16 protein-coding genes are annotated in these 20,667 nt (G+C 66.4%); 9 read left to right on the top strand and 7 right to left on the bottom strand.

The window, feature by feature from the left end; all coding sequences use genetic code 11:
• Nucleotides 1–35 precede the first annotated feature (35 nt).
• From AN401_RS11035 to AN401_RS11020, 4 genes are all read right to left on the bottom strand, one after another.
• The gene (locus AN401_RS11035; protein WP_096779382.1) at nt 36–1,262 is read right to left on the bottom strand and encodes an MFS transporter; all 1,227 of its coding nucleotides are present in this window, start codon (nt 1,260–1,262) and stop codon (nt 36–38) included.
• A gap of 219 nt (nt 1,263–1,481) precedes the next feature.
• Complete coding sequence (locus AN401_RS11030; RefSeq protein WP_096779381.1) at nt 1,482–2,267, bottom strand: ABC transporter ATP-binding protein; 786 nt, start codon at nt 2,265–2,267, stop codon at nt 1,482–1,484.
• Nucleotides 2,261–3,307: a FecCD family ABC transporter permease gene (locus tag AN401_RS11025; protein ID WP_198401718.1), complete on the bottom strand. Its 1,047-nt coding sequence runs from the start codon at nt 3,305–3,307 to the stop codon at nt 2,261–2,263. The genes AN401_RS11030 and AN401_RS11025 overlap by 7 nt, the downstream gene beginning before the upstream one ends.
• A gap of 4 nt (nt 3,308–3,311) precedes the next feature.
• Nucleotides 3,312–4,445: an ABC transporter substrate-binding protein gene (locus AN401_RS11020; RefSeq protein ID WP_096779380.1), complete on the bottom strand. Its 1,134-nt coding sequence runs from the start codon at nt 4,443–4,445 to the stop codon at nt 3,312–3,314.
• 393 nt (nt 4,446–4,838) lie between these two features.
• Here AN401_RS11020 and AN401_RS11015 point away from each other — a divergent pair, with 393 nt between their 5' ends.
• The gene (locus AN401_RS11015) at nt 4,839–6,023 is read left to right on the top strand and encodes a cyanate transporter (RefSeq protein WP_096779379.1); all 1,185 of its coding nucleotides are present in this window, start codon (nt 4,839–4,841) and stop codon (nt 6,021–6,023) included.
• Between the two features lie 335 nt (nt 6,024–6,358).
• On the top strand, nt 6,359–8,179 hold the full coding sequence (locus AN401_RS11010) for a gamma-glutamyltransferase family protein (protein WP_096779378.1): 1,821 nt from the start codon (nt 6,359–6,361) through the stop codon (nt 8,177–8,179).
• Nucleotides 8,180–8,383: 204 nt separating this feature from the next.
• Here the strand turns inward: AN401_RS11010 and AN401_RS11005 are convergent, their stop codons facing one another.
• Nucleotides 8,384–8,791 carry a GFA family protein gene (locus AN401_RS11005; RefSeq protein WP_094040534.1) on the bottom strand — a complete coding sequence of 136 codons (408 nt, stop codon included), beginning with the start codon at nt 8,789–8,791 and terminating at the stop codon, nt 8,384–8,386.
• A gap of 212 nt (nt 8,792–9,003) precedes the next feature.
• Here AN401_RS11005 and AN401_RS11000 point away from each other — a divergent pair, with 212 nt between their 5' ends.
• Nucleotides 9,004–9,930, top strand: coding sequence for a LysR substrate-binding domain-containing protein (locus AN401_RS11000; RefSeq protein ID WP_094040533.1), 927 nt, complete (start codon nt 9,004–9,006; stop codon nt 9,928–9,930).
• 51 nt (nt 9,931–9,981) lie between these two features.
• Here the strand turns inward: AN401_RS11000 and AN401_RS10995 are convergent, their stop codons facing one another.
• Complete coding sequence (locus tag AN401_RS10995; RefSeq protein ID WP_096779377.1) at nt 9,982–11,670, bottom strand: BCCT family transporter; 1,689 nt, start codon at nt 11,668–11,670, stop codon at nt 9,982–9,984.
• A 318-nt stretch (nt 11,671–11,988) separates the two neighbouring features.
• Here AN401_RS10995 and AN401_RS10990 point away from each other — a divergent pair, with 318 nt between their 5' ends.
• Genes AN401_RS10990 through AN401_RS10970 form a run of 5 tightly spaced genes read left to right on the top strand, consistent with a single transcriptional unit; the run spans nt 11,989 to nt 17,682 of the window.
• Nucleotides 11,989–13,176: an aromatic ring-hydroxylating oxygenase subunit alpha gene (locus AN401_RS10990; protein ID WP_096779376.1), complete on the top strand. Its 1,188-nt coding sequence runs from the start codon at nt 11,989–11,991 to the stop codon at nt 13,174–13,176.
• Nucleotides 13,177–13,178: 2 nt separating this feature from the next.
• A complete protein-coding gene (locus AN401_RS10985) occupies nt 13,179–14,606 on the top strand; it encodes an aldehyde dehydrogenase family protein (RefSeq protein ID WP_096779375.1) in 1,428 nt (475 codons plus the stop codon).
• A gap of 28 nt (nt 14,607–14,634) precedes the next feature.
• The gene (locus tag AN401_RS10980) at nt 14,635–16,008 is read left to right on the top strand and encodes an FAD-dependent oxidoreductase (protein WP_096779374.1); all 1,374 of its coding nucleotides are present in this window, start codon (nt 14,635–14,637) and stop codon (nt 16,006–16,008) included.
• 7 nt (nt 16,009–16,015) lie between these two features.
• On the top strand, nt 16,016–17,335 hold the full coding sequence (locus AN401_RS10975) for an NAD(P)/FAD-dependent oxidoreductase (RefSeq protein WP_232513287.1): 1,320 nt from the start codon (nt 16,016–16,018) through the stop codon (nt 17,333–17,335).
• Nucleotides 17,332–17,682, top strand: coding sequence for a cupin domain-containing protein (locus tag AN401_RS10970; protein ID WP_094040527.1), 351 nt, complete (start codon nt 17,332–17,334; stop codon nt 17,680–17,682). The genes AN401_RS10975 and AN401_RS10970 overlap by 4 nt, the downstream gene beginning before the upstream one ends.
• Nucleotides 17,683–17,769: 87 nt before the next feature.
• Here the strand turns inward: AN401_RS10970 and AN401_RS10965 are convergent, their stop codons facing one another.
• A complete protein-coding gene (locus AN401_RS10965) occupies nt 17,770–18,816 on the bottom strand; it encodes a GlxA family transcriptional regulator (protein ID WP_096779372.1) in 1,047 nt (348 codons plus the stop codon).
• Nucleotides 18,817–19,398: 582 nt separating this feature from the next.
• On the opposite strand from AN401_RS10965, the gene glyA reads away from it, so the two are divergent.
• Nucleotides 19,399–20,652 carry a serine hydroxymethyltransferase gene (gene glyA / locus AN401_RS10960; RefSeq protein WP_096779371.1) on the top strand — a complete coding sequence of 418 codons (1,254 nt, stop codon included), beginning with the start codon at nt 19,399–19,401 and terminating at the stop codon, nt 20,650–20,652.
• Nucleotides 20,653–20,667 lie beyond the last annotated feature (15 nt).

Below are 20,667 nucleotides of genomic sequence, written 5' to 3'. Positions count from 1 at the left end.
AGGTGCAGATCTGCCGGGTAGGGCCGCGCGCGGCGTCAGCCGCCTGCGGAACCCTCCAGTTCTTCCCGCCGCAGTTGCCGGTACAGGGCCCAGCCCGCGACCAGGCCGCACAGCGCCAGGCCGTACCAGATGGCGGCGGGCGGGGTCGCCGCCGCCTCGCCCAGCAGAGCGCCGATCAGCACGTTGCCGAGCAGGGCCACGCAGCCGCCCAGGCTTGCGTAAAAGCCGTAATAGCCGCCCAGCGCCCGGTCGCCGGCGTAGTGGGGCAGATGGGCGGCAAAGAGCGGAAAGCAGAGGATGGAGCCCAGCGACAGGCAGGCCGCCTGCATCAGGCTGGCGGCCACCGGCCAGGGCTGCAGCCAGGGCAGGGCGAGGTAGCTCACCCCCATCAGCCCCAGGCCCAGCCCCATGCCCCGGGCCACGCCCAGGCGGCGCTGCACCAGCTGGCTGGCGGGCAGTTGCAGTACCACGCCGATGATGGCGGTGAGGGTGAACACGCCGCCGAGCAGCCCGGTGGCCTGCTGCTGGCTGTTGATGTAGGCGGGCACGGCCAGGTACAGCTGGTGGAACAGCAGCTGGTAGGCGGCGGCCATCAGGGTAAAGCGCAGGAAGGGGCCGTTGCCGATCAAGTCCCGCCATTGTTCGCCCCAGGCGGGCGGCCGCTCCCGCACATGGCGGGGGCTGGGGGGCAGCAGTCGCCACTGCAGGGCGGTCAGCAGCAGGAAGATGCCGCCGGACACCAGGCCGGTCACCATAAAGTCGATGCCGGTGAGCAGCATGCCGGCCAGGGGGCCCAGCAACAGCCCGAGCTGGCTGGCCAGGTTGTGCAGGGCAAAGGCCTGCTGGCGCTGGCGGCCGTCCAGGCATTCCGACGCCAGGTAGGCCTGGGCGCAGGGGGTGAAGAGGGCGCCGGCAAAGCCGGTGAGAAAGGCGGCCAGCAGCAGCAGCGGCAGATCCCCGGCCCAGCCGAGCAGGGCAAAGCCCAGGCTGCGGACCAGGCAGCCCAGCACGATGGCGGGCCGGTAACCCAGCCGGTCGCCCAGGGCACCGCCCAGCAGGAACAGGCCCTGCTGGCTGAACACCCGCATGCCCATCACCAGGCCGCTGGCCCAGCCGGTCAGCCCCAGGGTGCCGCCCAGGTGAAAGGCCAGGTAGGGCAGGGTCATGTAGAAGGCGAGGTTGAAGAACAGGCCGTTGCACACCAGCAGGCGGGCCGCCGGGCTCAGCATCCGCCAGCTCTGGCGGTAGTGGGTCGTGGTCACGTTATGGTCCGTGCGGTGCCTTTCGGGCACCGATCAGTTTAAAACAAGCGGCGCGCGGCCAAGCCGCTGTCCGTCGTAGGGTCGAATTTATTCGACCAAACCACAGCGCCGTTGATGGGTGGTCCACTGAAGTGGACCCTACGGCCAAGCCGCTGTCCGTCGGGTGGTCCACTGAAGTGGACCCTACAACACACCCTACGACACCCGGTGCAACGTGCCCTAACCGGCCGCCAATGCGAAGGTGCGGCCCTGGCTGGCGATATCGTCCACGATCACATGGCCGAAGCCGCGGGAGCAGGACTCCACCCGCGCCTCCACCTGGTAAGTGTCGCGCAGCAGCGCCGGGGTGACGATGTCGGCGGTGGGGCCGCAGGCCACCTGGCGGCCGCCGGCGATCACCAGCGCCTGATCGCAAAAGCGCAGCACATGGTTGAGATCGTGCAGCGTCACCAGCACCAGCATGCCCTTTTCCCGCGCCAGGTCTTTCATGTGGCCGAGCACCTCCACCTGGCGCGACAGATCCAGCGCCGAGGTGGGCTCGTCCATCAGCACGATGTCCGGCTCGCGCACCAGCACCTGGGCCAGGCTGACCAGCTGGCGCTGGCCGCCCGAGAGCTCGCCGAGGTGGCGAAAGGCGAGGGAGGAAATACCCAGCGCCGCCAGGGTCTGGTCGATGCGGGCCAGCTCCGCCTCGCTCACGCGCCAGCCGCCGCCCTGCTTGCAGGCCAGCAGCACCGACTCGTACACGCTGAGCGCGGCGCTGGCGGCGCTGTCCTGCGGCATGTAGCTGATGCCGCCGCCTTCCGGCCGCAGGCCCTCCACATGCACCCGGCCGGGGCCGTCGATCAGGCCGCTGATGCGCTTGAACAGGGTGGACTTGCCGGCGGCGTTGGGGCCGATGATGGCCACCACCTCGCCCGCCTGGAAGGTGGGGGTGGAAATGCCCTGCAGCAGCAGTTGTTTGCCGTAGCGGGCACCGAGTGCCTCGAGCCGGATGCTTACCATGAGCGCCTCGTCTGGGACAGGATAAGGGAAACGAAGAAGGGAATGCCGATAAGCGAGGTCACCACGCCGATGGGGAAGATGGTGCCGCTGATCAGCGACTTGCTCACCACCGAGCTGACCGAGAGGATCAGCGCCCCGGCCAGGGCCGAGGCCGGCAGGAAGAAGCGCTGATCCTCGCCGATGATCATGCGCGCGATATGGGGGCCGACCAGGCCGATAAAGCCGATGGTGCCGACGAAGGACACCGGAATGGCCGCCAGCAGGCTTACCAGCAGCAGGGTCTCCAGCCGCAGCCGGCCGACCCTGACGCCGAAGCTCGCCGCCTTGTCTTCGCCCAGGCGCAGGGCGGTCAGGGCCCAGGCGCGGCGGACGAACACCGGCAGCACCAGCGCCAGCGCCAGGGTGGTGATGGCCAGCTTGGGCCAGGTGGCCTTGCTGAGGCTGCCCATGGTCCAGAACACCACCGCCGACAGGGCCTCGGTCGAGGCGAAAAACTGCACCAGCGCCAGCAGGGCATTGAAGGTGAACACCAGGGCGATGCCGAGCAGCACTATGCTGTTGACCGTCATGCCGCGCCGGGCGCTGAGCAGGTGGATGAGCAGGGCCGCCAGCATGGCCATGACGAAGGCGTTGAGCGGCACCATCCAGGCGATGGCCGCCGGGATAAAGGCCACCCCGAAGGCCAGGGCCAGGGCCGCGCCGAAGCTGGCGGCGGCGGAAATGCCCAGGGTGAAGGGGCTGGCCAGCGGGTTGTTGAGGATGGTCTGCATCTGGGCGCCGGCCACCGCCAGCGCCGCGCCCACCACCACCGCCATCAGTGCGATCGGCATGCGGATCTCCCACAGCACCACCCGCACCTGCAGCGGCACCGACTCGGGCAGGAACAGCGCCCGCACCACTTCGCCCAGGCTGTAGCGGGCCGGACCCAGGGCCAGGTCGGCGCACAGGCTGAGCAGCAGCGCGGCGGCCAGGCCCAGCAGGAGCAACTGCCGCCGCCAGACGATGGTCTTGTAACGGCCGCTGCCGGCGGCCGGGGTCATGGCGTTACTCTGCATCGGTCAGCGACACCCAATAGCCGGGACGGTAGTCGACGGGCAGGAAGCGCTCATGCAGCTCCTTGAAGGTGGCCTCCGGGTCGAGTTCGACGAACAGCTCGGGGTGCAGCCACTTGGCCATCTGCTGGATGCCCACGAACTGGTAGGGGCTGTTGTAGAACTGGTGCCAGATGGCGTGCATCTGCCGGTTTTGTACCGCCGCGATGCCGGTCATGGCCGGACGCTGGGTCAGTGCCTCGAGCTTGCGCCGGGCTTCAGCCCGGTCCTGGCCCGGGCCCACCCCCACCCAGCCGCCGCCGGGCACATAGGCTTCCCACATGCCGCCGGTCACGATGACGTGGTCGGGGTTGGAGGCGATGATCTGCTCCGGGTTGAGGTTGCCGAAGGTGGCGGGAATGATGTTCCTGGCGATGTTCTCGCCGCCGGCCAGGGTCACGAACTTGCCGAAGTTGTCATCGCCGAAGCTCATGCAGCACTCTTCCGAGTAGCCGCCGGCCCGGTCGATGAACACCTGGGGCCGAGTGGGTTGATGCTGCTCGAGCACCTCGGTCACCCTGGCGATTTCGGCGGCGCGCCAGGCGATGAATTCCTCGGCCTTTTCCTCCTCGCCGAACAGCTGGCCGTACAGGCGCAGGCTGGGCTCGGTGTGGGTGAAGGGGTGCTCACGAAAATCCACATACACCAGGGGGATGCCGGCGGCGGCCAGCTTCTCGATGTACTTGGCGTCCTCGGTGGCCTGCTTGGACTCGATGTTCATGATGATGACATCGGGCTTGAGCGACACCGCCTGCTCCACGTCGAAGGTGCCGTCCTTGAAGCCGCCGAAGGCGGGGATCTCGGCCATCTCGGGGAATTTTTCCAGGTAGGCGGCATGGTTGTCCGGATCGGCGCTGGCGAAATCGTCCCGCCAGCCGACGATGCGCTGGAAGGGGTTTTCCCGGTCGAGCACGGCGGTGAGGTAAACCTGGCGGCCTTCGCCCAGGATGACGCGTTGCACCGGCACCTCGACCTCCACCTGGCGGTTGGCGATGTCGGTGACGGTAATGGTTTCGGCGGACAAGGCCAGCGACCAGAGGGCCGCGGCGGCGGTGAACGCCTTGGTCAGGAGGGGGCTGCGCTGCATGGTGTTTTTCTCCGTTATTGGAATGGCAAGCGATATTACAAATAATTCTTATTTTGTAAATGGGGCGCGCCGGTTTTAGCGGAACTTTTTGTGGCTGGGGATGGAAAAGAAGGCGCTATCTGTAGTTATACCTGGACTTTTCGAAACATGGCTGAGGTGTCATGGTCGGCGAGATCCCGTTTTTTATCCGGAGCCGGCGGCTGGTTGAAGCCCCGCGCCCGGTCGGGGCTCCCATCCGCCGCAGCCGCTCCCGGTCGCATAAGAGCATTATTCAGTTTGGCACTGATGCATATTCGAATATTTAATTTTCAAATGACCTGTCCGGCTCCTACCATGCCCCAAGCGACGGTGACAAGCCCGCTCCCTTTTTCCCCCTTCCCGAGAGACGATGCGATGACGACAGCAAGCAGGCCGGTTGAGCAGGGGGCCATGCTGCTCCTGGTGGTGTTGATTGGCCTGAACCTGCGGCCCTTTCTTACCGGGCCCGGGCCCATCATAGAGCCGATCCGGGCCGGCACCGGCCTGGGCTACGTGGGCATGGCGATGCTGACCCTGCTGCCCACCCTGCTGATGGGAGTGGGCGCCTTTGCCTCACCGCGGCTCCAGGCCCGCTGGGGCACCCGCCGGGGCATGCTCACGGCGCTGGTGCTGCTGATGCTGGGCTCGGGGCTCCGGCTGCTGGTGCCCGACGGCACCACCCTGATCCTGACCGCCCTGCTGTGCGGGCTGGGGGTGGCCTTCGTCCAGTCCGCCTTTCCCGGCATCATCAAGCAGTATTTTCCCGGCCGGGTGGCCATGGTCACCGGCCTGTATTCGGCCATGATCATGGGCGGCGGCGCCATCGGCGCCCAGCTCACCCCGTTGCTGGCCGGCGGCGGCCACGACTGGCGCGCGGCCCTGGCCTGGCTGGCGTTGCCGGCGGCCATCGCCCTGGCCTGCGCCTGGCGGACCCTGTCGGACCGGCAGAGCCGACCGCCCGAGCCGGGCCTGGCCCGGCGCTTGCTGGGGCGGCCGCGCACCTGGCAGTTGATGCTCTGTTTCGGCCTGGTCAACGCCGGCTATTCGACCATGGTCACCTGGCTGGCGCCCTACTACCAGCAGCAGGGCTGGAGCGCCGCCGACAGCGCCGGCCTGGTGGCGGTGATGGCCCTGGCCCAGGCGCTGTTCGCGGTGGGCATCACCCTGCTGGCGCGGGGACGGGACCGTCGCCCCTGGCTGTGGCTGACCCTGCTGCTGCAGGCCACCGGTTACGCCGGCCTGCTGTTCTGGCCCGGCCAGTGCCCGCTGCTGTGGGCCGCGGTGTGCGGCATGGGGCTGGGCGGCAACTTCTCCCTGTCGCTGGTGACCGCCCTGGATCACCTGCCCGCGGCGCAACAGGCGGGCGCGCTCACCGCCCTGATGCAGGGCGGCGGTTTCCTGATCGCGGCCATGGGGCCCCTGGCGGTGTCGCTGGTGCGGGAGGCGAGCGGCAGCTTCGCCGGCGGCTGGGCGCTGCACCTGGGGCTGGTCGGCGTGGTGATGCTGATCTGCCTGCGCTTCGATCCCCGGCGCTACCCCCAGGCCATGGCGACGGCCTGAGGGGGCGAGGGCCTGTTTTCGGCCGATGCCGCCGCCCCCCATCGTCAGCACCAGGCGGAATTTGACCTCGCCGGATTTCATCTTCCGGTAGGTCTCGTTGGCCTGCTCCCACTTGTTTGATTTGTTGAATACGCCATTTCCAGGGTCGCTCCTGCCGACCTGAGATCGTCTGCAAGTACCCGATGGACGGGAAATGATCGACCATGGCGGGTCCATGGTGCATGCTTGTTATTCAATCGGGTCTCCAGGAGGCGTGGTTTGGGTGGTACCTCCATTCCCATTGGCAACGCTGAAACTATTCGGCCGTTAAGGGGCCCATTCGACAGGAGTCGTCCATGAAGCTATCCGTTCACGCGCTCGCCTTATCCCTGCTGCTCGCCGGCTGCACCGGCCTGCCCCCGTCATTCAGCTACCAGGCCCCGCCGCCCCAGCCCGAAGCCGCCTCCGGCTACCAGGAGAAACCCGGCTGGGCGCTGCGGGACTATGCGGTGGCGGCCGCCAATCCGCTCGCCACCGACGCCGGCCGCCAGGTACTGGCCGCGGGGGGCTCGGCGCTGGACGCGGCCATAGCAGTGCAGATGGTGCTGGGGCTGGTCGAGCCGCAAAGCAGCGGCATTGGCGGGGGCGCCTTCCTGATGTATTACGACGGCAAGCAGGTCCGCGCCTACGACGGGCGCGAGACGGCGCCGGCCGCCGCCGATGAAACCCTGTTCCTCGATGCCGACGGCACGCCGCTGCCGTTCAACCAGGCCGTGGTGGGCGGCCGCTCGGTCGGCGTGCCGGGCGCGGTGGCGATGCTTGAACTCGCCCACCGCGAGCACGGCACCCTGCCCTGGGCCGATCTGTTCCAGCCGGCGATCCGGCTCGCCGAACAGGGCTTTGCGATCAGCCCGCGCCTGTACACCCAGCTCGAGTCCGATGCCTTCCTCAGGCAGGATCCGGTGGCGGCGGCTTACTTCTACCAGCCCGACGGCAGCCCCTACCCGGTCGGCCATGTGCTGCAGAACCGGCCCTATGCGGTGGTGCTCCGGCACATCGCCGCCCAGGGCAGCGCGGCCTTGCACCGTGGCGAGATAGCCGAGGCCATCGTCGCGAAAGTCCGGGGCCATGCGACCAATCCCGGCCAGATGACGCTGGCCGATCTTGCCGGTTATCGGCCGAAACAGCGCGAGCCGTTGTGCAGCGACTATGACGCGCGTGGCCGGGAGTATGTGCTGTGTGGCTTTCCCCCGCCCAGCAGCGGCGCCATCGCCGTCGGCCAGATCCTCGGCATTCTGGGCCATACCGGGGCCGCAGGGCTGCCGTTGCAGCGCACCGACGACGGCGAGCCGCTGCCCTCGCCGCAGTGGCTGCACCTGTACACCGAAGCCTCGCGGCTCGCCTTCGCCGACCGCGCCAAGTACATCGGCGATCCCGACTTCGTCAGTCCGCCCGGCGGCCACTGGTCGAGCATGCTGGCGCCCGACTACCTCGCCGCCCGGGCTGGCTTGATCGGCGAACGCAGCATGAAGACCGCCGAGCCCGGCCGGCCCGGCGCGATGCAGGTATCCTTGGGGGTGCCCGTAGCGCAACCCGAATACGGCACCAGCCACATCAGCATCATCGACCGCGAGGGCAGGGCGCTGAGCATGACCACGACCATCGAGGCCCAGTTCGGCTCCCGCCAGATGGTGAACCCCTACGGTACGGACACCGGCGGTTTTCTGCTCAACAATGAGCTGACCGACTTCAACTTTGCGCCCAACGACGCCGCCGGCCTGCCCACCGCCAACCGGGTGCAACCGGGCAAACGCCCGCGCAGCTCGATGAGCCCGACGCTGGTCTTCGACAAGCCGAGTGGCCAGGTGCTGGTCAGTGGCGGCAGCCCCGGCGGCGCACTGATCATCCACTACACCGCCAAGACGCTGTACGGCATGCTCAACTGGGGCATGAACGCCCAGACCGCGATTAACCTGCCGAACTTCGGCGCCCTCGGCGCCCCGACCTTGCTCGAGGACAACCGTTTCCCGGCCGAGACCCTGGACTGGCTCAGGGCGCGCGATCACGAGTTGACCGAAATGGACATGACCAGCGGCCTGCAGGCGATCGGACGCACTGACCAGGGCTGGTTCGGCGGCGCCGATCCGCGCCGTGAAGGCGTGGTGATGGGTGAGTAGTCCGCTCTTCCCGGCAACCCCTGCGCGGATGGCATGTCCTCGGCTCAGGGGTTCGCCGGCGATTGACACAGGTATTCGCTTCTTCCGCCAGCCTGAACCCACCCTCTATCGCCGATATGACCAGGCGATGTGCTTGAATGCTGCTTGTCTGTACCATCACGGGCACGGCATTGCTCTCGAACATAACGAAGGCAGGAATATGGGCTAGGGTTGCTTGTCGAACACCTTGACGCCTTCGGGGATCGGGAACCAGTCCTGTTTCTGGCTTACCCACACATGGGCGCTGGGCTGGATCAGGCGGGTGTCGGCCAGGTTGGAGGGCTTGAGCTTGATGACGTCCGGTTCATCGGGATTGAAGTGGTAGAGGCGGTTGCCGCAGACCGGGCAGAAGCTGGCGCCGTTGATGTTGCCGCTCTCGGCCACCCGGCGCCACTCGGCCATCTCCCCCTCGAATTGCACCGCTTCGGCGCGTACCACGGCGGTGATGCTGAAGGCGCTGGTAGAGAGCTTCTGGCACTCCTTGCAGTGGCAGGCCACCACCATCAGCGGCGGTTCTTTCAGTTCGTAGGTCACGCCGCCGCACTGGCAGGAGCCCTTGATGGGGTAGTTCATCGTTGTTACTCCGCATGGGTGATAGAGGGAACAAGGAGTGGTTCTTTGGGAACCATCCTTGACTGTGCCTCATATGAGACCACAAGTGCGGCGAGCCGGGAAGTGACTCACCGCCGCAACTGCAGCCGACGAAGCTGCAAGCCAGCTAAAAGCGGGTTTAAATGTTAAAGTAAGCGAAAACGGACTGTTACCGGACTGTATCCAGGATGACCATGAAGCTTAAACCGCTGCCGCCCATGAACAGCCTGATCGTGTTTGAGGCGGCGGCGCGCCATCTGAGTTTTACCCTCGCCGCCAGCGAACTGAACGTGACCCAGGGGGCGATCAGCCGCCAGATCCGCCAGCTGGAGGACTACCTCGGCAAGGCGCTGTTCGTGCGGGCCAGTCGCAGCATTACCCTGACACCCACCGGGCTGCAGTATTACCAGACCGTGTACCGTGCCCTGCTGGACGTGGCCCAGGCCACCGGCGAAATCAAGAAGTGGCAGGGGGAGCAGCAGGTGACCGTGGCCACCACCAATGCCATGGCGGCGCTCTGGTTGCTGCCCAAGGTCGCCTCCTTTCAACAACAGCACGAAGAGATAGACCTGCGCATACTGGCGACCGACAGCATCATGGATCTGCGCCGGCTCGACTGCGATCTCGCGCTGTTCTACTGCCGGGTGCCGCCGGCGGAGATGAAGGTCACTCCCCTGTTCCCGGAGGAGGTGTTCCCGGTGTGCAGCCCGGACTACCTGGCGCGGTTGAATGAATGCCACAGCCCGGAGGAGATCTTCGGCAAGACCCTGCTCTATCTGGATGACTCCCAGCGGGACTGGGTCAACTGGCCGGAATGGTTCGAGTCGGTGGGGCTGCCGGTGATGGTGCCGCGCAACAGGGTCAACATCAACAACTACCCCATGCTGCTGCAGGCGGCGATCAACGGCCAGGGCATCGCCCTGGCCTGGGGCTCGCTGGTGGACGACTACCTGAAGAGTGGGGCCCTGGTGCGGCCGGTGGACACGGTACTGCGCACCCAGGCCAGTTTTTCCATGCTGGAGCCGCAGGGGCGGGGCCTGGTGCCGGCCAGTGTCAAGCTGTTCCGCAGCTGGCTGCTGGAGCAGTTGCCAGGGCAGGTGGGGGATAAGGGCCTGGCCTGAGGCCAGTCCCCGGATAGTAAAACGCCGGGACAGTGCCCGGCGTTTTTTTGCTCACTTGCCGAACTGGGGCTCGGCCAGCCATGGTTCTTCCGGCGCGGGCTCCGGCACCGGGCCGTCCAGCCGGGCGGGCTCGGGGCGCACATGATCCGGCAGCATGGCCCAGGGCTTGGGCTCGCGGCGGATGCTGTGGAACAGGGTCAGACTCATCACCGCGATAAAGATGGCGATGGGGAAGCCGGCGATGATGGAGGCGGTCTGCATCGCCTTCAGCCCGCCGGCGTACAGCAGCACGGCGGCGATGGCGGCGATGATCACCCCCCACAGCACCCGTATCATGGTCGGCGGCTCGCTGGCGCCGGCGGCGTCCAGGGTGCAGAGCACCAGGGTGCCGGAGTCGGCCGAGGTGATGAAATAGGTACCCAGCAGCACGCAGGCCAGCACGCTCAACAGCTTGCCCAGGGCGCCGGCGTCCAGGTTGTCGAACAGGGTGAACAGCGCCCGGGTGGTATCGGCCTTGGTGGCCGCCAGTATGGGGCCGCCGGCGAAGGGCTCCTGGGCCGGCTCGCCGGCCTCGGCCAGCACCACCGCCTGTTGCTCGTAGGCGGTGCGCGCATCCTGCTCCACCTTGAGCGCGGCACCGCCGAACACCGACATCCACAGGAAGGTGATCAGGGTGGGCACGATCAGGGCGCCGCCGATCAGCTCGCGGATGGTGCGCCCCTTGGAGATGCGGGCCACGAACATGCCGACGAAGGGCGCCCAGGTCATCCACCAGGGCCAGTAGTAGGCGGTCCACCAGTTCTGCCAGCCGGAATCATGCTGGGCATCGCTCCACAGGCTCATGCCGACGATGTTCTGGGCATAGCTGCCGGTGCTTTCCAGCAGGGTATTGAGCATGTAGCGGGTGGGGCCGACGTAGAGCACTATCATTACCAGCAGCAGCGACAGCAGCATGTTCCACTCGGACAGCCGGCGGATGCCCCGGCCCACGCCCGACAGCACCGAGGCCACGGCGCAGGTGCACAGCACTACTATGATCAGCAGTTGCACGCCGAGGCCGATCCCCACCCCGAACACCTGGTTCAGGCCGGAGTTGATCTGGATGACGCCCATCCCCAGCGTCTGGGAAATGCCGAAGGCGGTGATGGCCACGGTGAGGATGTCCACCGCGTGGCCGATGGGGCCGTAGATGCGGTTGCCGATCAGCGGATAGAGGATGGATCTCAGGGTAAAGGGCAGGTTCTTGCGGTAGGAAAAATAGGCCAGCGCCAGGGCGACGATGATAAACACCGACCAGGGATGCAGACCCCAGTGGAAGAAGGCCAGTTGCATGGCGGTGCTGGCGGACTCATTGCTTAAGCCCGCGGTAAAGGGATTGTCGGCGTAATGCCACATGGGCTCGGCCACCGACCAGAAGATAAGGCCGATGCCCATGCCGCCCGAAAACAGCATGGCCACCCACGACAGGTAGCTGAACTCGGGCTTTTCATCGTCCTTGCCCAGGCGGATATGGCCGTAACGGCTGATCATCAGATACAGCAAAAAGCCGACCACCAGGGTGACCAGCCCCAGATAAAACCACTTCATGTTCTGCAGCAGAACGCCGGAAACGGTTTCGAAATATTGCCCGGCCTGGTTGGCCAGAATGGCACAGAACAACACGAAACCGATCACCAGCACCTTGGATGCAATGGTCACGGTCGGGTTCAGTCCCTTCAGGATCCCGGATGTCGCACGCATAACTCCTCCCTCTGCGTTACTCGTTGTCAGTTAACCAGCTGTTAACATGGTGGGGAGGTTAGGGGGAGGCGGGGTTCCGCTCAACCGATTTATTCTCATCCATCGGTGAGTTTTGGTCATGGATAACCGCTACCGCGGAAACTTTTCCGGGCAGGAAGGGCAGGACCATGGATGGATGACAAAAGCTCATCCATACCCGGCCAAAAAGTCGTTTGTTTGTTGCCGCCATGTTAACGACACTCTCTCCCCATCGGTACCCCAGGGTGCCAATGACAACAAACAGCGCAGGAAGCACTGCACCATTGTGGAGAGAACAGCATGAGCAACGTCAGCCAAACCCTTATTCCGGTACAGCAGGTGGAAAGCGTACTGAACCCGATCGTCGAAGCCAACGGCATGCCGAATGCCTGTTATACCAGCCAGGAATATTTCGCCTTTGAGCGAGATCAAGTAATCGGCAAAACCTGGGCCTGCATCGGTTTCGCCTCCGACCTGCTGAAAAACGGCTACGTCAAGCCGGTGAGCTTTATGAATCTGCCGCTGCTGATGATGCGCAACCGCCAGGGCGAAGTGCAGGTGTTCCACAACGTGTGCAGCCACCGGGGCATGCAGCTGGTGCATGAGGCGGGCGAGGTGCAGGGCATGATCCGTTGCCCCTACCATTCCTGGACCTACGATCTGGACGGCAACCTCAAGGGCACCCCCCATATCGGCGGCACCGGCCAGCACAAGGACGAGCGCTTCAAGTGCGAAAAGCACGGCCTTAAAGCCCTGCGCTCCGAGGTGTGGATGGACATGGTGTTCGTCAACCTGTCCGGCGACGCCGCCTCCTTCGAGGAGCACATCGCCCCCCTGGTCGAGCGCTGGCAGCCGTTCTGGGGCGACGAGGGCCTGAGCCTGCTGCGCCGGGTCAACATGGGCGGCCACCTGGAAATCGAGGTGCAGAGCAACTGGAAGCTGACCGTGGAAAACTACTGCGAAGCCTACCACCTGCCCTGGGTGCACCCGGCCCTGAACACCTATTCCAAGCTGGAAGATCACTACAACATCATGTTCGAGGAGCGTTTCGCGGGGCAGGGCAGCTACAAATACAACCTGTCGGACACCGCCGGCACCCACCTGCCCAAGTTCCCCAGCTGGCCCGCCGACAAGCTGCGCCACGCGGAATACGTGGCCCTGTTCCCCAACGTGCTGCTGGGCATCCAGGCCGACCACGCCTTCGCCATGATGATCGACCCCATCCACGCGGAAAAAACCGTGGAGAACCTGCGCCTCTATTACATAGGCGACGAGTCGCTGAAGGACGAATACGCCGGCTGCCGTACCGCCACCCTGGAGTCCTGGCGGGTGGTGTTCGGTGAAGACATCGGCGCGGTGGAAGGCATGCAGAAGGGCCGCCATTCCCCCGGCTTCGGCGGCGGCGTGTTCTCGCCCGAGATGGATCTGCCGACCCACTACTTCCAGAAATGGCTGGCCACCCAGACCAAGGCCGCGTTGGAGGGCTGAACATGCAACATTACCTGAACTATATCGATGGCCAGTGGCGGGATGCTTCCCGCCAACTCACGGTGATGAACCCGGGCACCGGCGAGCCTTACGCCACCATTGCCCAGGCCGGCATCGAGGATGCGGATCTGGCCATGGCCGCCGCCCGCCGCTGCGTGGACTGCGGCGCCCTGACCGAGGTGCGCCCGGCCATTCGCACCGGCTGGCTGCTGAAGGCGGCCGAGGCCATTCGCGCCATCGCCGACGACGGCGCCCTGGTGGCCTGCCGGGAAAACGGCAAGAGCCTGAACGACGCCCGCGACGAGTTTCTCGAGGCGGCCCGCTACTTCGAATATTACGCCGGCATGGCCGACAAGATTGAAGGCATCTCGGTGCCGCTCGGCAAGGACTACGTGGATTTCACCCAGTACGTGCCCTTCGGCGTGTCGGTGCAGATCGTGCCCTGGAACTTCCCGGTGTCCATCTGCGCCCGCTCCCTGGCCCCGGCCCTGGCGGCCGGCAATGCGGTGGTGATCAAGTCGCCGGAGATCTCGCCGCTGGCCATGACCCTGCTGGTCAGGGCCGTCGAGCAGGCCGGTTTCCCCCGGGGGGCGGTCAACCTGTTGTGCGGCAAGGGCTCGGAGGTGGGCAGCCACCTGGTCAAACACCCGGACACCAACCAGATAGTGTTCACCGGCTCGGTGCCCACCGGCCAGCGCATCCTGCGGGACTCGGCCGAGCGGGCCACCCCCTCGGTGATGGAGCTGGGCGGCAAGTCCGCCGCCATCGTCCTGGCGGACGTGGATCTCGACACCCTGCTGGCCAGCGTGAAAGTCGGCATCTTCTTCAACGCCGGCCAGGTGTGCTCGGCCATGTCGCGGCTGCTGGTACACCGCAGCCGCTACGACGAAGTCAAGGCGGCGGTGGTGGCCCTGGCCGAGGGCCTGAGCATCGGCCAGGGCGAAGGCAACCCGGATCTGACCCCGGTGGTGTCGGCGGATCAGCAACAGCGGGTGCTGGCGATGGTCGAGCAGGCCCGGGCCGAAGGCGCCCGCGTGCTCACCGGCGGCGTGGCCCCGGACTTGTCCGGCTACTTCGTGGCGCCCACCGTGATCGAGGCGACGCCCGACATGACCATCGCCCGGGAGGAAGTGTTCGGCCCGGTGCTGGTGCTGATGCCCTTCGACGACGAAGACGAGGCGGTGGCCCTGGCCAACGGCACCGATTTCGGCCTGGTGGCCGGGGTGTTCGGCGAGGGCCTGAGCCAGACCCTGCGGCTGGCCAACCGGCTGCGCGGCGGCCAGGTGTTCATCAACGAATGGTTCGCCGGCGGCATCGAAACGCCCTTCGGCGGGGTGGGACTGTCGGGCTTCGGCCGCGAGAAAGGACAGGAAGCGATCTACAGCTATGTCCAGACCCGCAATATCGGCATCCGCCTGAGCAACCGTTAAGCAGTAACAGGGTAGTGGGGAGGACAAGATGAAAAAGTGGTTATGCATCATCTGCGGATTGATCTACGACGAAGCCAAGGGCTGGCCGGCGGACGGCATTGCCCCGGGCACCGCCTGGGAAGACGTGCCGGATGACTGGGTCTGCCCCGACTGCCTGGTCACCAAGGCGGATTTCGAGATGCTCGAGATCACCGACGAGGAGCCGGCCCCCCTGGCGGCGGTGGCCGAGGCCGTTACCCCGGTAACCGGGCCGGCGCTCGAGCCGGTGGTGATCATCGGCACCGGCCACGGCGGCTACCAGCTGGCGGCGGCGCTGCGGGCCCGCTCGCCGGAACTGCCCATCACCCTGTTTACCGCCGATGACGGCGCCCTCTACAGCAAGCCGGCCCTGTCCAACGCCCTGGCGCTGGGCAAGGACGGCGACAGCCTGGTGAGCGAGCCGGCGCTGGCCTGGGAGCGGCGGCTCGGGGTGCGGGTGTATCCCCATACCCGGGTCGAGCGTATCGATCGGGAAAACAAACGGCTGCACACCAGCATCGGCGAATGCCCCTATGGCCGGCTGGTGCTGGCCACCGGCGCCTCGCCCATCGTGATCCCGGTTGAGGGCGAACAGACGGCCATGCTGAGCGTCAACGATCTCGCCGATTACCGCCGCTTCCGCCAACAGCTGGCCGGCAAAAAGCACGTGACCATACTCGGCGACGGCCTGATCGGCTGCGAGTTCGCCAACGATCTGGCGGCCCAGAGCATAGGGGTGACCGTGGTCGGCCTGGGCCAGTGGCCGATGGAGCGGCTGATCCCGCAGCCCCTGGGCCTGGCCCTGCAACAGGCCCTGAGCGGCCTGGGGGTGGAATGGGCGCTGCAGGACAGCATTGCCCGCATCGACGCCTTGGGCGAGGGCTATCGCCTGCAGCTGCAGGGCGGTCGGCAGCTGGACACCGATCTGGTACTGAGCGCGGTGGGCCTGCGGCCCAACACCGCCCTGGCCCAGGCCGCCGGGCTGAGCACCGGCCGGGGCATCAGTGTCGACCTGGAGCACAGAACCAGCGATCCGGCCATCTTCGCCCTGGGCGACTGTGCCGAGGTAGACCGCCAGTGGGCTCCCTATATCGCGCCCATCAACCAGGCCATACCGACCCTGGTGGACGGCCTGCTGGGCCAGCCCGCCCGGGCGGCGCTCAAGGCCACCCCGGTGCTGGTAAAAACCCCGGTGCTGCCGCTGTCCGTGCTGCCGGCCCCCGCACCCGGCGAGTGGAAGGTGGAGTCGCACGGCAACGAACTGGCCGCCGGCTGTTACGGGCCGGACGGCACCCTGACCGGCTTCGCGCTGTTGGGCCATGGCCTGCAAGGCCAGCGCAGCCGCTGGCTGGAACAACTGAACCCGACCCGAACCGCAGCCTGAGGAAGAGATGATGATTGCCTTACCCAATGACGACAACAGCTGCGGCTGGTACCAGGCGCTGCCGCCGGCGGCCCCGGCCACCCGGCTCAGGGGCCAGCAACAGGCCGACTATGCGGTGCTGGGCGCGGGCTTTGCCGGCCTGGCCGCCGCCCGGCGGCTGGCCGAGCTGAAACCCGATGCCCGCATCCTGCTGGTGGATGCCCAGCGGGTGGCGGAGGGCGCCTCCGGGCGCAACTCCGGTTTTGTCATAGACCTGCCCCACAAGTTTGCGCTGGAGCACCCGGATCCGGTCCACAAGCAGAAACTGCTGGGCCTGAACCGGGCCGCCATCGCCCAGTTGCAGGGGCTGGTGGAGCGCCACGGCATCGACTGCCAGTGGTCCGCCGTGGGCAAGTACCAGGGCGCGGTGGGCGAGCGTGGCGAGGCCTTCCTCGAGCACTTCGAACACCTGATGCAGGATCTGGGCGAGCCCTACCACTGGGTGGAAAAGGGCGAACTGAGCAAGGTGCTCGGCACCCCTTACTACAGTCGGGCCATCTTCACCCCCGGCTGCTACCTGATGCAGCCGGCGGCCCTGGTGCGCGGCATGGCCGACCACCTTCCGGGCAACGTGGAACTGCTGGAGCAGTCGCCCATCCGCGGCCTGCAACGGGAGCGGGGCCAGTGGCGGTTGCAGGGGGACGAGGGCAGCATCACCACGCCCAGGCTGCTGCTGGGCACCAGCATCTTTACCCGCGAGTTCGGTTACCTGAAGAACCGGCTGCTGCCGGTGATGACCTTCGCCAGCTGGACCCGGCCGCTGACCGACGAGGAGCTGGCCCGCTACGGCGGCGAGCTGAACTGGGGGCTGACCCCGGCGGATCACGCCGGCACCACCCTGCGCATGACCGCCGACCGCCGCATCCTGATCCGCAACAGCTACAAGCACGTCTCCAAATACGGCGCCAGCGTCAGCGAGGGCATGCGCCAGCGCATCCGGGCCGACCATCGCAAGGCGTTCCTGGCCCGTTATCCGGCCCTGGCCGAGGTGCCCTTCACCCATACCTGGGGCGGGGTTTATGCCATCTCCCGCAACTTCACCAACTTCTTCGGCCAGCTCGAGGAGGGGGTGTTCGCCAGCGCCTGCGACAACGGCGTGGGCGCGGCCTGGGGCACCATTTCCGGCACCCTGCTGGCGGATCTGGCGGTGGGCGCCGACTCCCAGGCGCTGCGGGACATCCGGCAGGTGACCGGCATGCCCAGCCTGAACCCGCCCGAGCCTTTCCTCGGCCTGGGCGTGAAGAGCCGCATCCGGCTCGCCAAGTGGCAGAGCAGGAGCGAACTGTGAAAGAGGTGCAACTGATCGACAGCCGGCAACTGGATTTCAGCGTGCGCGGCGGGCCGCCGGGCATGGCCTATGTGGCCCGCGCCCTGAGCGCCGAGGTGTCGCCCCATATCGGGGTCGGTTTCGCCCGATGGGAAGGCGCCGAGGTGGCCTGGACGGTGCTCTATGACGAAGTGATCTTCGTGATCGAGGGCTGTTTCGAACTCACCGCCAACGGCCGCAAGCATGAAGTCCGCCCCGGCCAACTGCTGTGGATCCCGGAAGGCACCGAGCTGGTCTACGGCGGCCATGCCCTGTTCGGCTATGTGGTTCATCCGGGCAACTGGAAGGAACTGCACGGCCTGGTCTGAGCGAAGACCGTCTCCAGGCACTACCTTGCCGGCCGATTGGCCGGCTTTTTTGGTGGGCTGTTGCGGCAACAAGGGTTGTAAGGGGGTTCAGCCCTTGCGCAGCTGCCGGGCCTGGCTGGGGGAGACGCCGAAGAAGTCCTTGAAGCAGTGGCTGAAGTGGGTGGAACTGACGAAGCCGCAGGCCACGGCGATGTTGGCGATGCTGGCGTCGCTTTGCAGCAGCAGGCGGCGGGCGTGGGTGATGCGCAGCTCCAGGTAGTAGCGGGAAGGGGTGGTTTCCAGGTGGCCCTGGAACAGCCGCTCGATGCGCCGGCGCGACAGGCCCACGTAGGCGGCCAGCTCCTCGATGCCGAGCGGCTCTTCGATGTTGCTGTTCATCAGGTGCAGCAGGTTGCGCAGGGGCTCGGGCAGGCTGGGGTCGTTTTCCGCCAGGGTGAGCCGGGTTTCGTTGCTGTCGGCGATGCGGTCGCTGCTCAGGATCTCGCGGATGGCGCGCACCGTGTCCTTGCCGTGCAGCCGCTCGATCAGCACCAGCATCATCTCCAGGGCGCTGCTGGGGCCGGCGCTGGTCAGCACCCGCTCGGTCACCACCATTACCTGGTGTGACACCTGCACATGGGGGAAGCGTTCCCGGGCGAAGGTGTGGTTGTCCGGGTGGATGGCGCAGGCCAGACGATCGAGCAGGCCGGCGTGGGCCAGGGCCACGGCGCCGTTCCACAGGCCGCCCAGCACCTTCTGGCGCTTGGCGGCCAGTTTCAGCTTGTGGCTGAGCGGCGCCCGCTCGTTCAGGTCGCAGCGAAAGCCGCCGCACACTATCACCACGTCCAGCGCGGCTTCCCCTTCCAGCGGCAACTGCTCCAGGGTGGCGTTGGCGGAGATGTCGATGGCCAGATCGCTGCGCACCGTGGTGCTCTCCAGGCCGTAGGTGGCAAAGGCGAACAGGGGCGTGGCCTGCACCAGGTTGGCGGTGACCAGGGCGTCCACCGCGGCGGTGAAGGCCATCATCGAGAAATGGGGCAGCAGCACAAAGCCCACCCGGGTCGGCCGCTCCTCTTGCTGGCGGGCCGGGAGGAAGGCGCTGTTGGTGTCGCGCAGGCGGTGGCTGAAAAGGCGTTTTTCACTCACTGGGGGCATGGCATCTGTTAACGGGTCCGCAAGGGCAAGTTGCGTGACGGTGACAACCTGGTTGGGATAGTACCCCGCCGGACCTGGCTTTGCATCCTTTTGGGGGGATGGCCGCTCAGAGCACCGGATAGTTTAACGCTTGGGCCGTCACTATTCTTGGGGCGCGGGCGGCCCGCCCGCATGAAAAGAGCACCGAGGCAGGGGAGGATACAACCCAACCCGCGAAGCCTGTTCTGCAAGAAGCCTTTTCAAACCTGTGATGTGGTAGGCCAATCCGGGGGTTCGCGCTACGCGCGAAGGCAGGCGGGCCGCCTGCGCTCCATGCCATTATCTGTTTCCGACCTCTTGCCGGCGTTGGGGCCTTATCCCCCGGCACCGGTGGCTGCGGCCTTCGGCGGCACGGTGGCTTGCCCGCCTGCGCCATCCTTGTCGCAAATACGCAGCTTTAGGCCGCAGCCAGTCATCCCTGCCCCTCGGGCCCTCAGTAGTATGCAAGTCAAAGCAGAACCCGGCAGCCCGCCGAGACGCGGCGCCGAAGGGATGGACAATGTCAGGCTGGGGGAGGCCCGAGCCGAGCAAGGAGGTCACAAGATGTTCAGCAAACACACCCGCATTCAGGATATGGACCCGGCACTGTGGGCCGCCATGGAAGAGGAGGCCGCCCGCCAGGAGCAGCATATCGAGCTGATTGCCTCGGAGAACTACACCAGCCCGGCGGTGATGGAAGCGCAAGGGTCCGTGCTCACCAACAAGTATGCGGAAGGCTACCCCGGCAAGCGCTACTACGGCGGTTGCGAGGCGGTGGACAAGGTGGAGCAGCTGGCCATCGATCGTGCCAAGGAGCTGTTCGGCGCCGACTACGCCAACGTCCAGCCCCACTCCGGCTCCCAGGCCAACGCCGCCGTCTACATGGCCCTGTGCGCCCCCGGCGACACCGTGCTCGGCATGAGCCTGGCCCACGGCGGCCACCTCACCCACGGCGCCAAGGTCAGCTTTTCCGGCAAGATCTACAACGCGGTGCAATACGGCCTGAACGAGGCCACCGGCGAGGTGGACTACGACCAGGTCGAGGCCCTGGCCCTGGAGCACGAGCCCAAGATGATCGTGGCCGGCTTCTCCGCCTATTCCCGGGTGATGGACTGGGCCCGTTTCCGCGCCATCGCCGACAAGGTGGGCGCCTACCTGTTCGTGGACATGGCCCACGTGGCCGGCCTGGTGGCCGCGGGCTGCTATCCCAACCCGCTGCCCTACGCGGACGTGGTCACCACCACCACCCACAAGACCCTGCGCGGTCCCCGTGGTGGCCTGATCCTGGCCAAGGCCAATCCGGAGATCGAGAAAAAACTCAACGCCGCCGTCTTCCCCGGTGGCCAGGGCGGCCCGCTGATGCACGCCATCGCCGCCAAGGCGGTGGCCTTTGCCGAGGCGCTCACCCCGGAATTCCGTGACTACCAGCAGGCGGTGGTGGACAACGCCCGCGCCATGGTGGAGGTGTTCAAGAGCCGCGGCTTCAATGTGGTGTCGAACGGTACCGATAATCACCTGTTCCTGCTCGACTTGTCCGCCAAGGGCATCACCGGCAAGGACGCGGATCGGGTGCTGGGCGAGGCGCACATCACCGTCAACAAGAACGCGGTGCCGAACGATCCCCAGCCGCCCTTCGTGACCTCGGGCCTGCGCATCGGCACCCCGGCGGTGACCAGCCGCGGCTTCAAGGTGGAGCACTGCCGCCAGCTGGCGGGCTGGATCTGCGACATTCTCGACAACATGGACGACCCGGAAGTGATTATCGCGGTGAAGGACCAGGTGGCCAGCCTGTGCAGCTACTTCCCGGTATATCGCTAAACGATTGCTGATGGC

Source organism: Zobellella denitrificans (genome assembly GCF_002407485.1).
GTDB classification, from domain to species: domain Bacteria; phylum Pseudomonadota; class Gammaproteobacteria; order Enterobacterales; family Aeromonadaceae; genus Oceanimonas; species Oceanimonas denitrificans.
The sequence above is the reverse complement of the archived record's forward strand: the minus strand, read 5'-3'. Positions and strand labels throughout refer to the sequence as shown.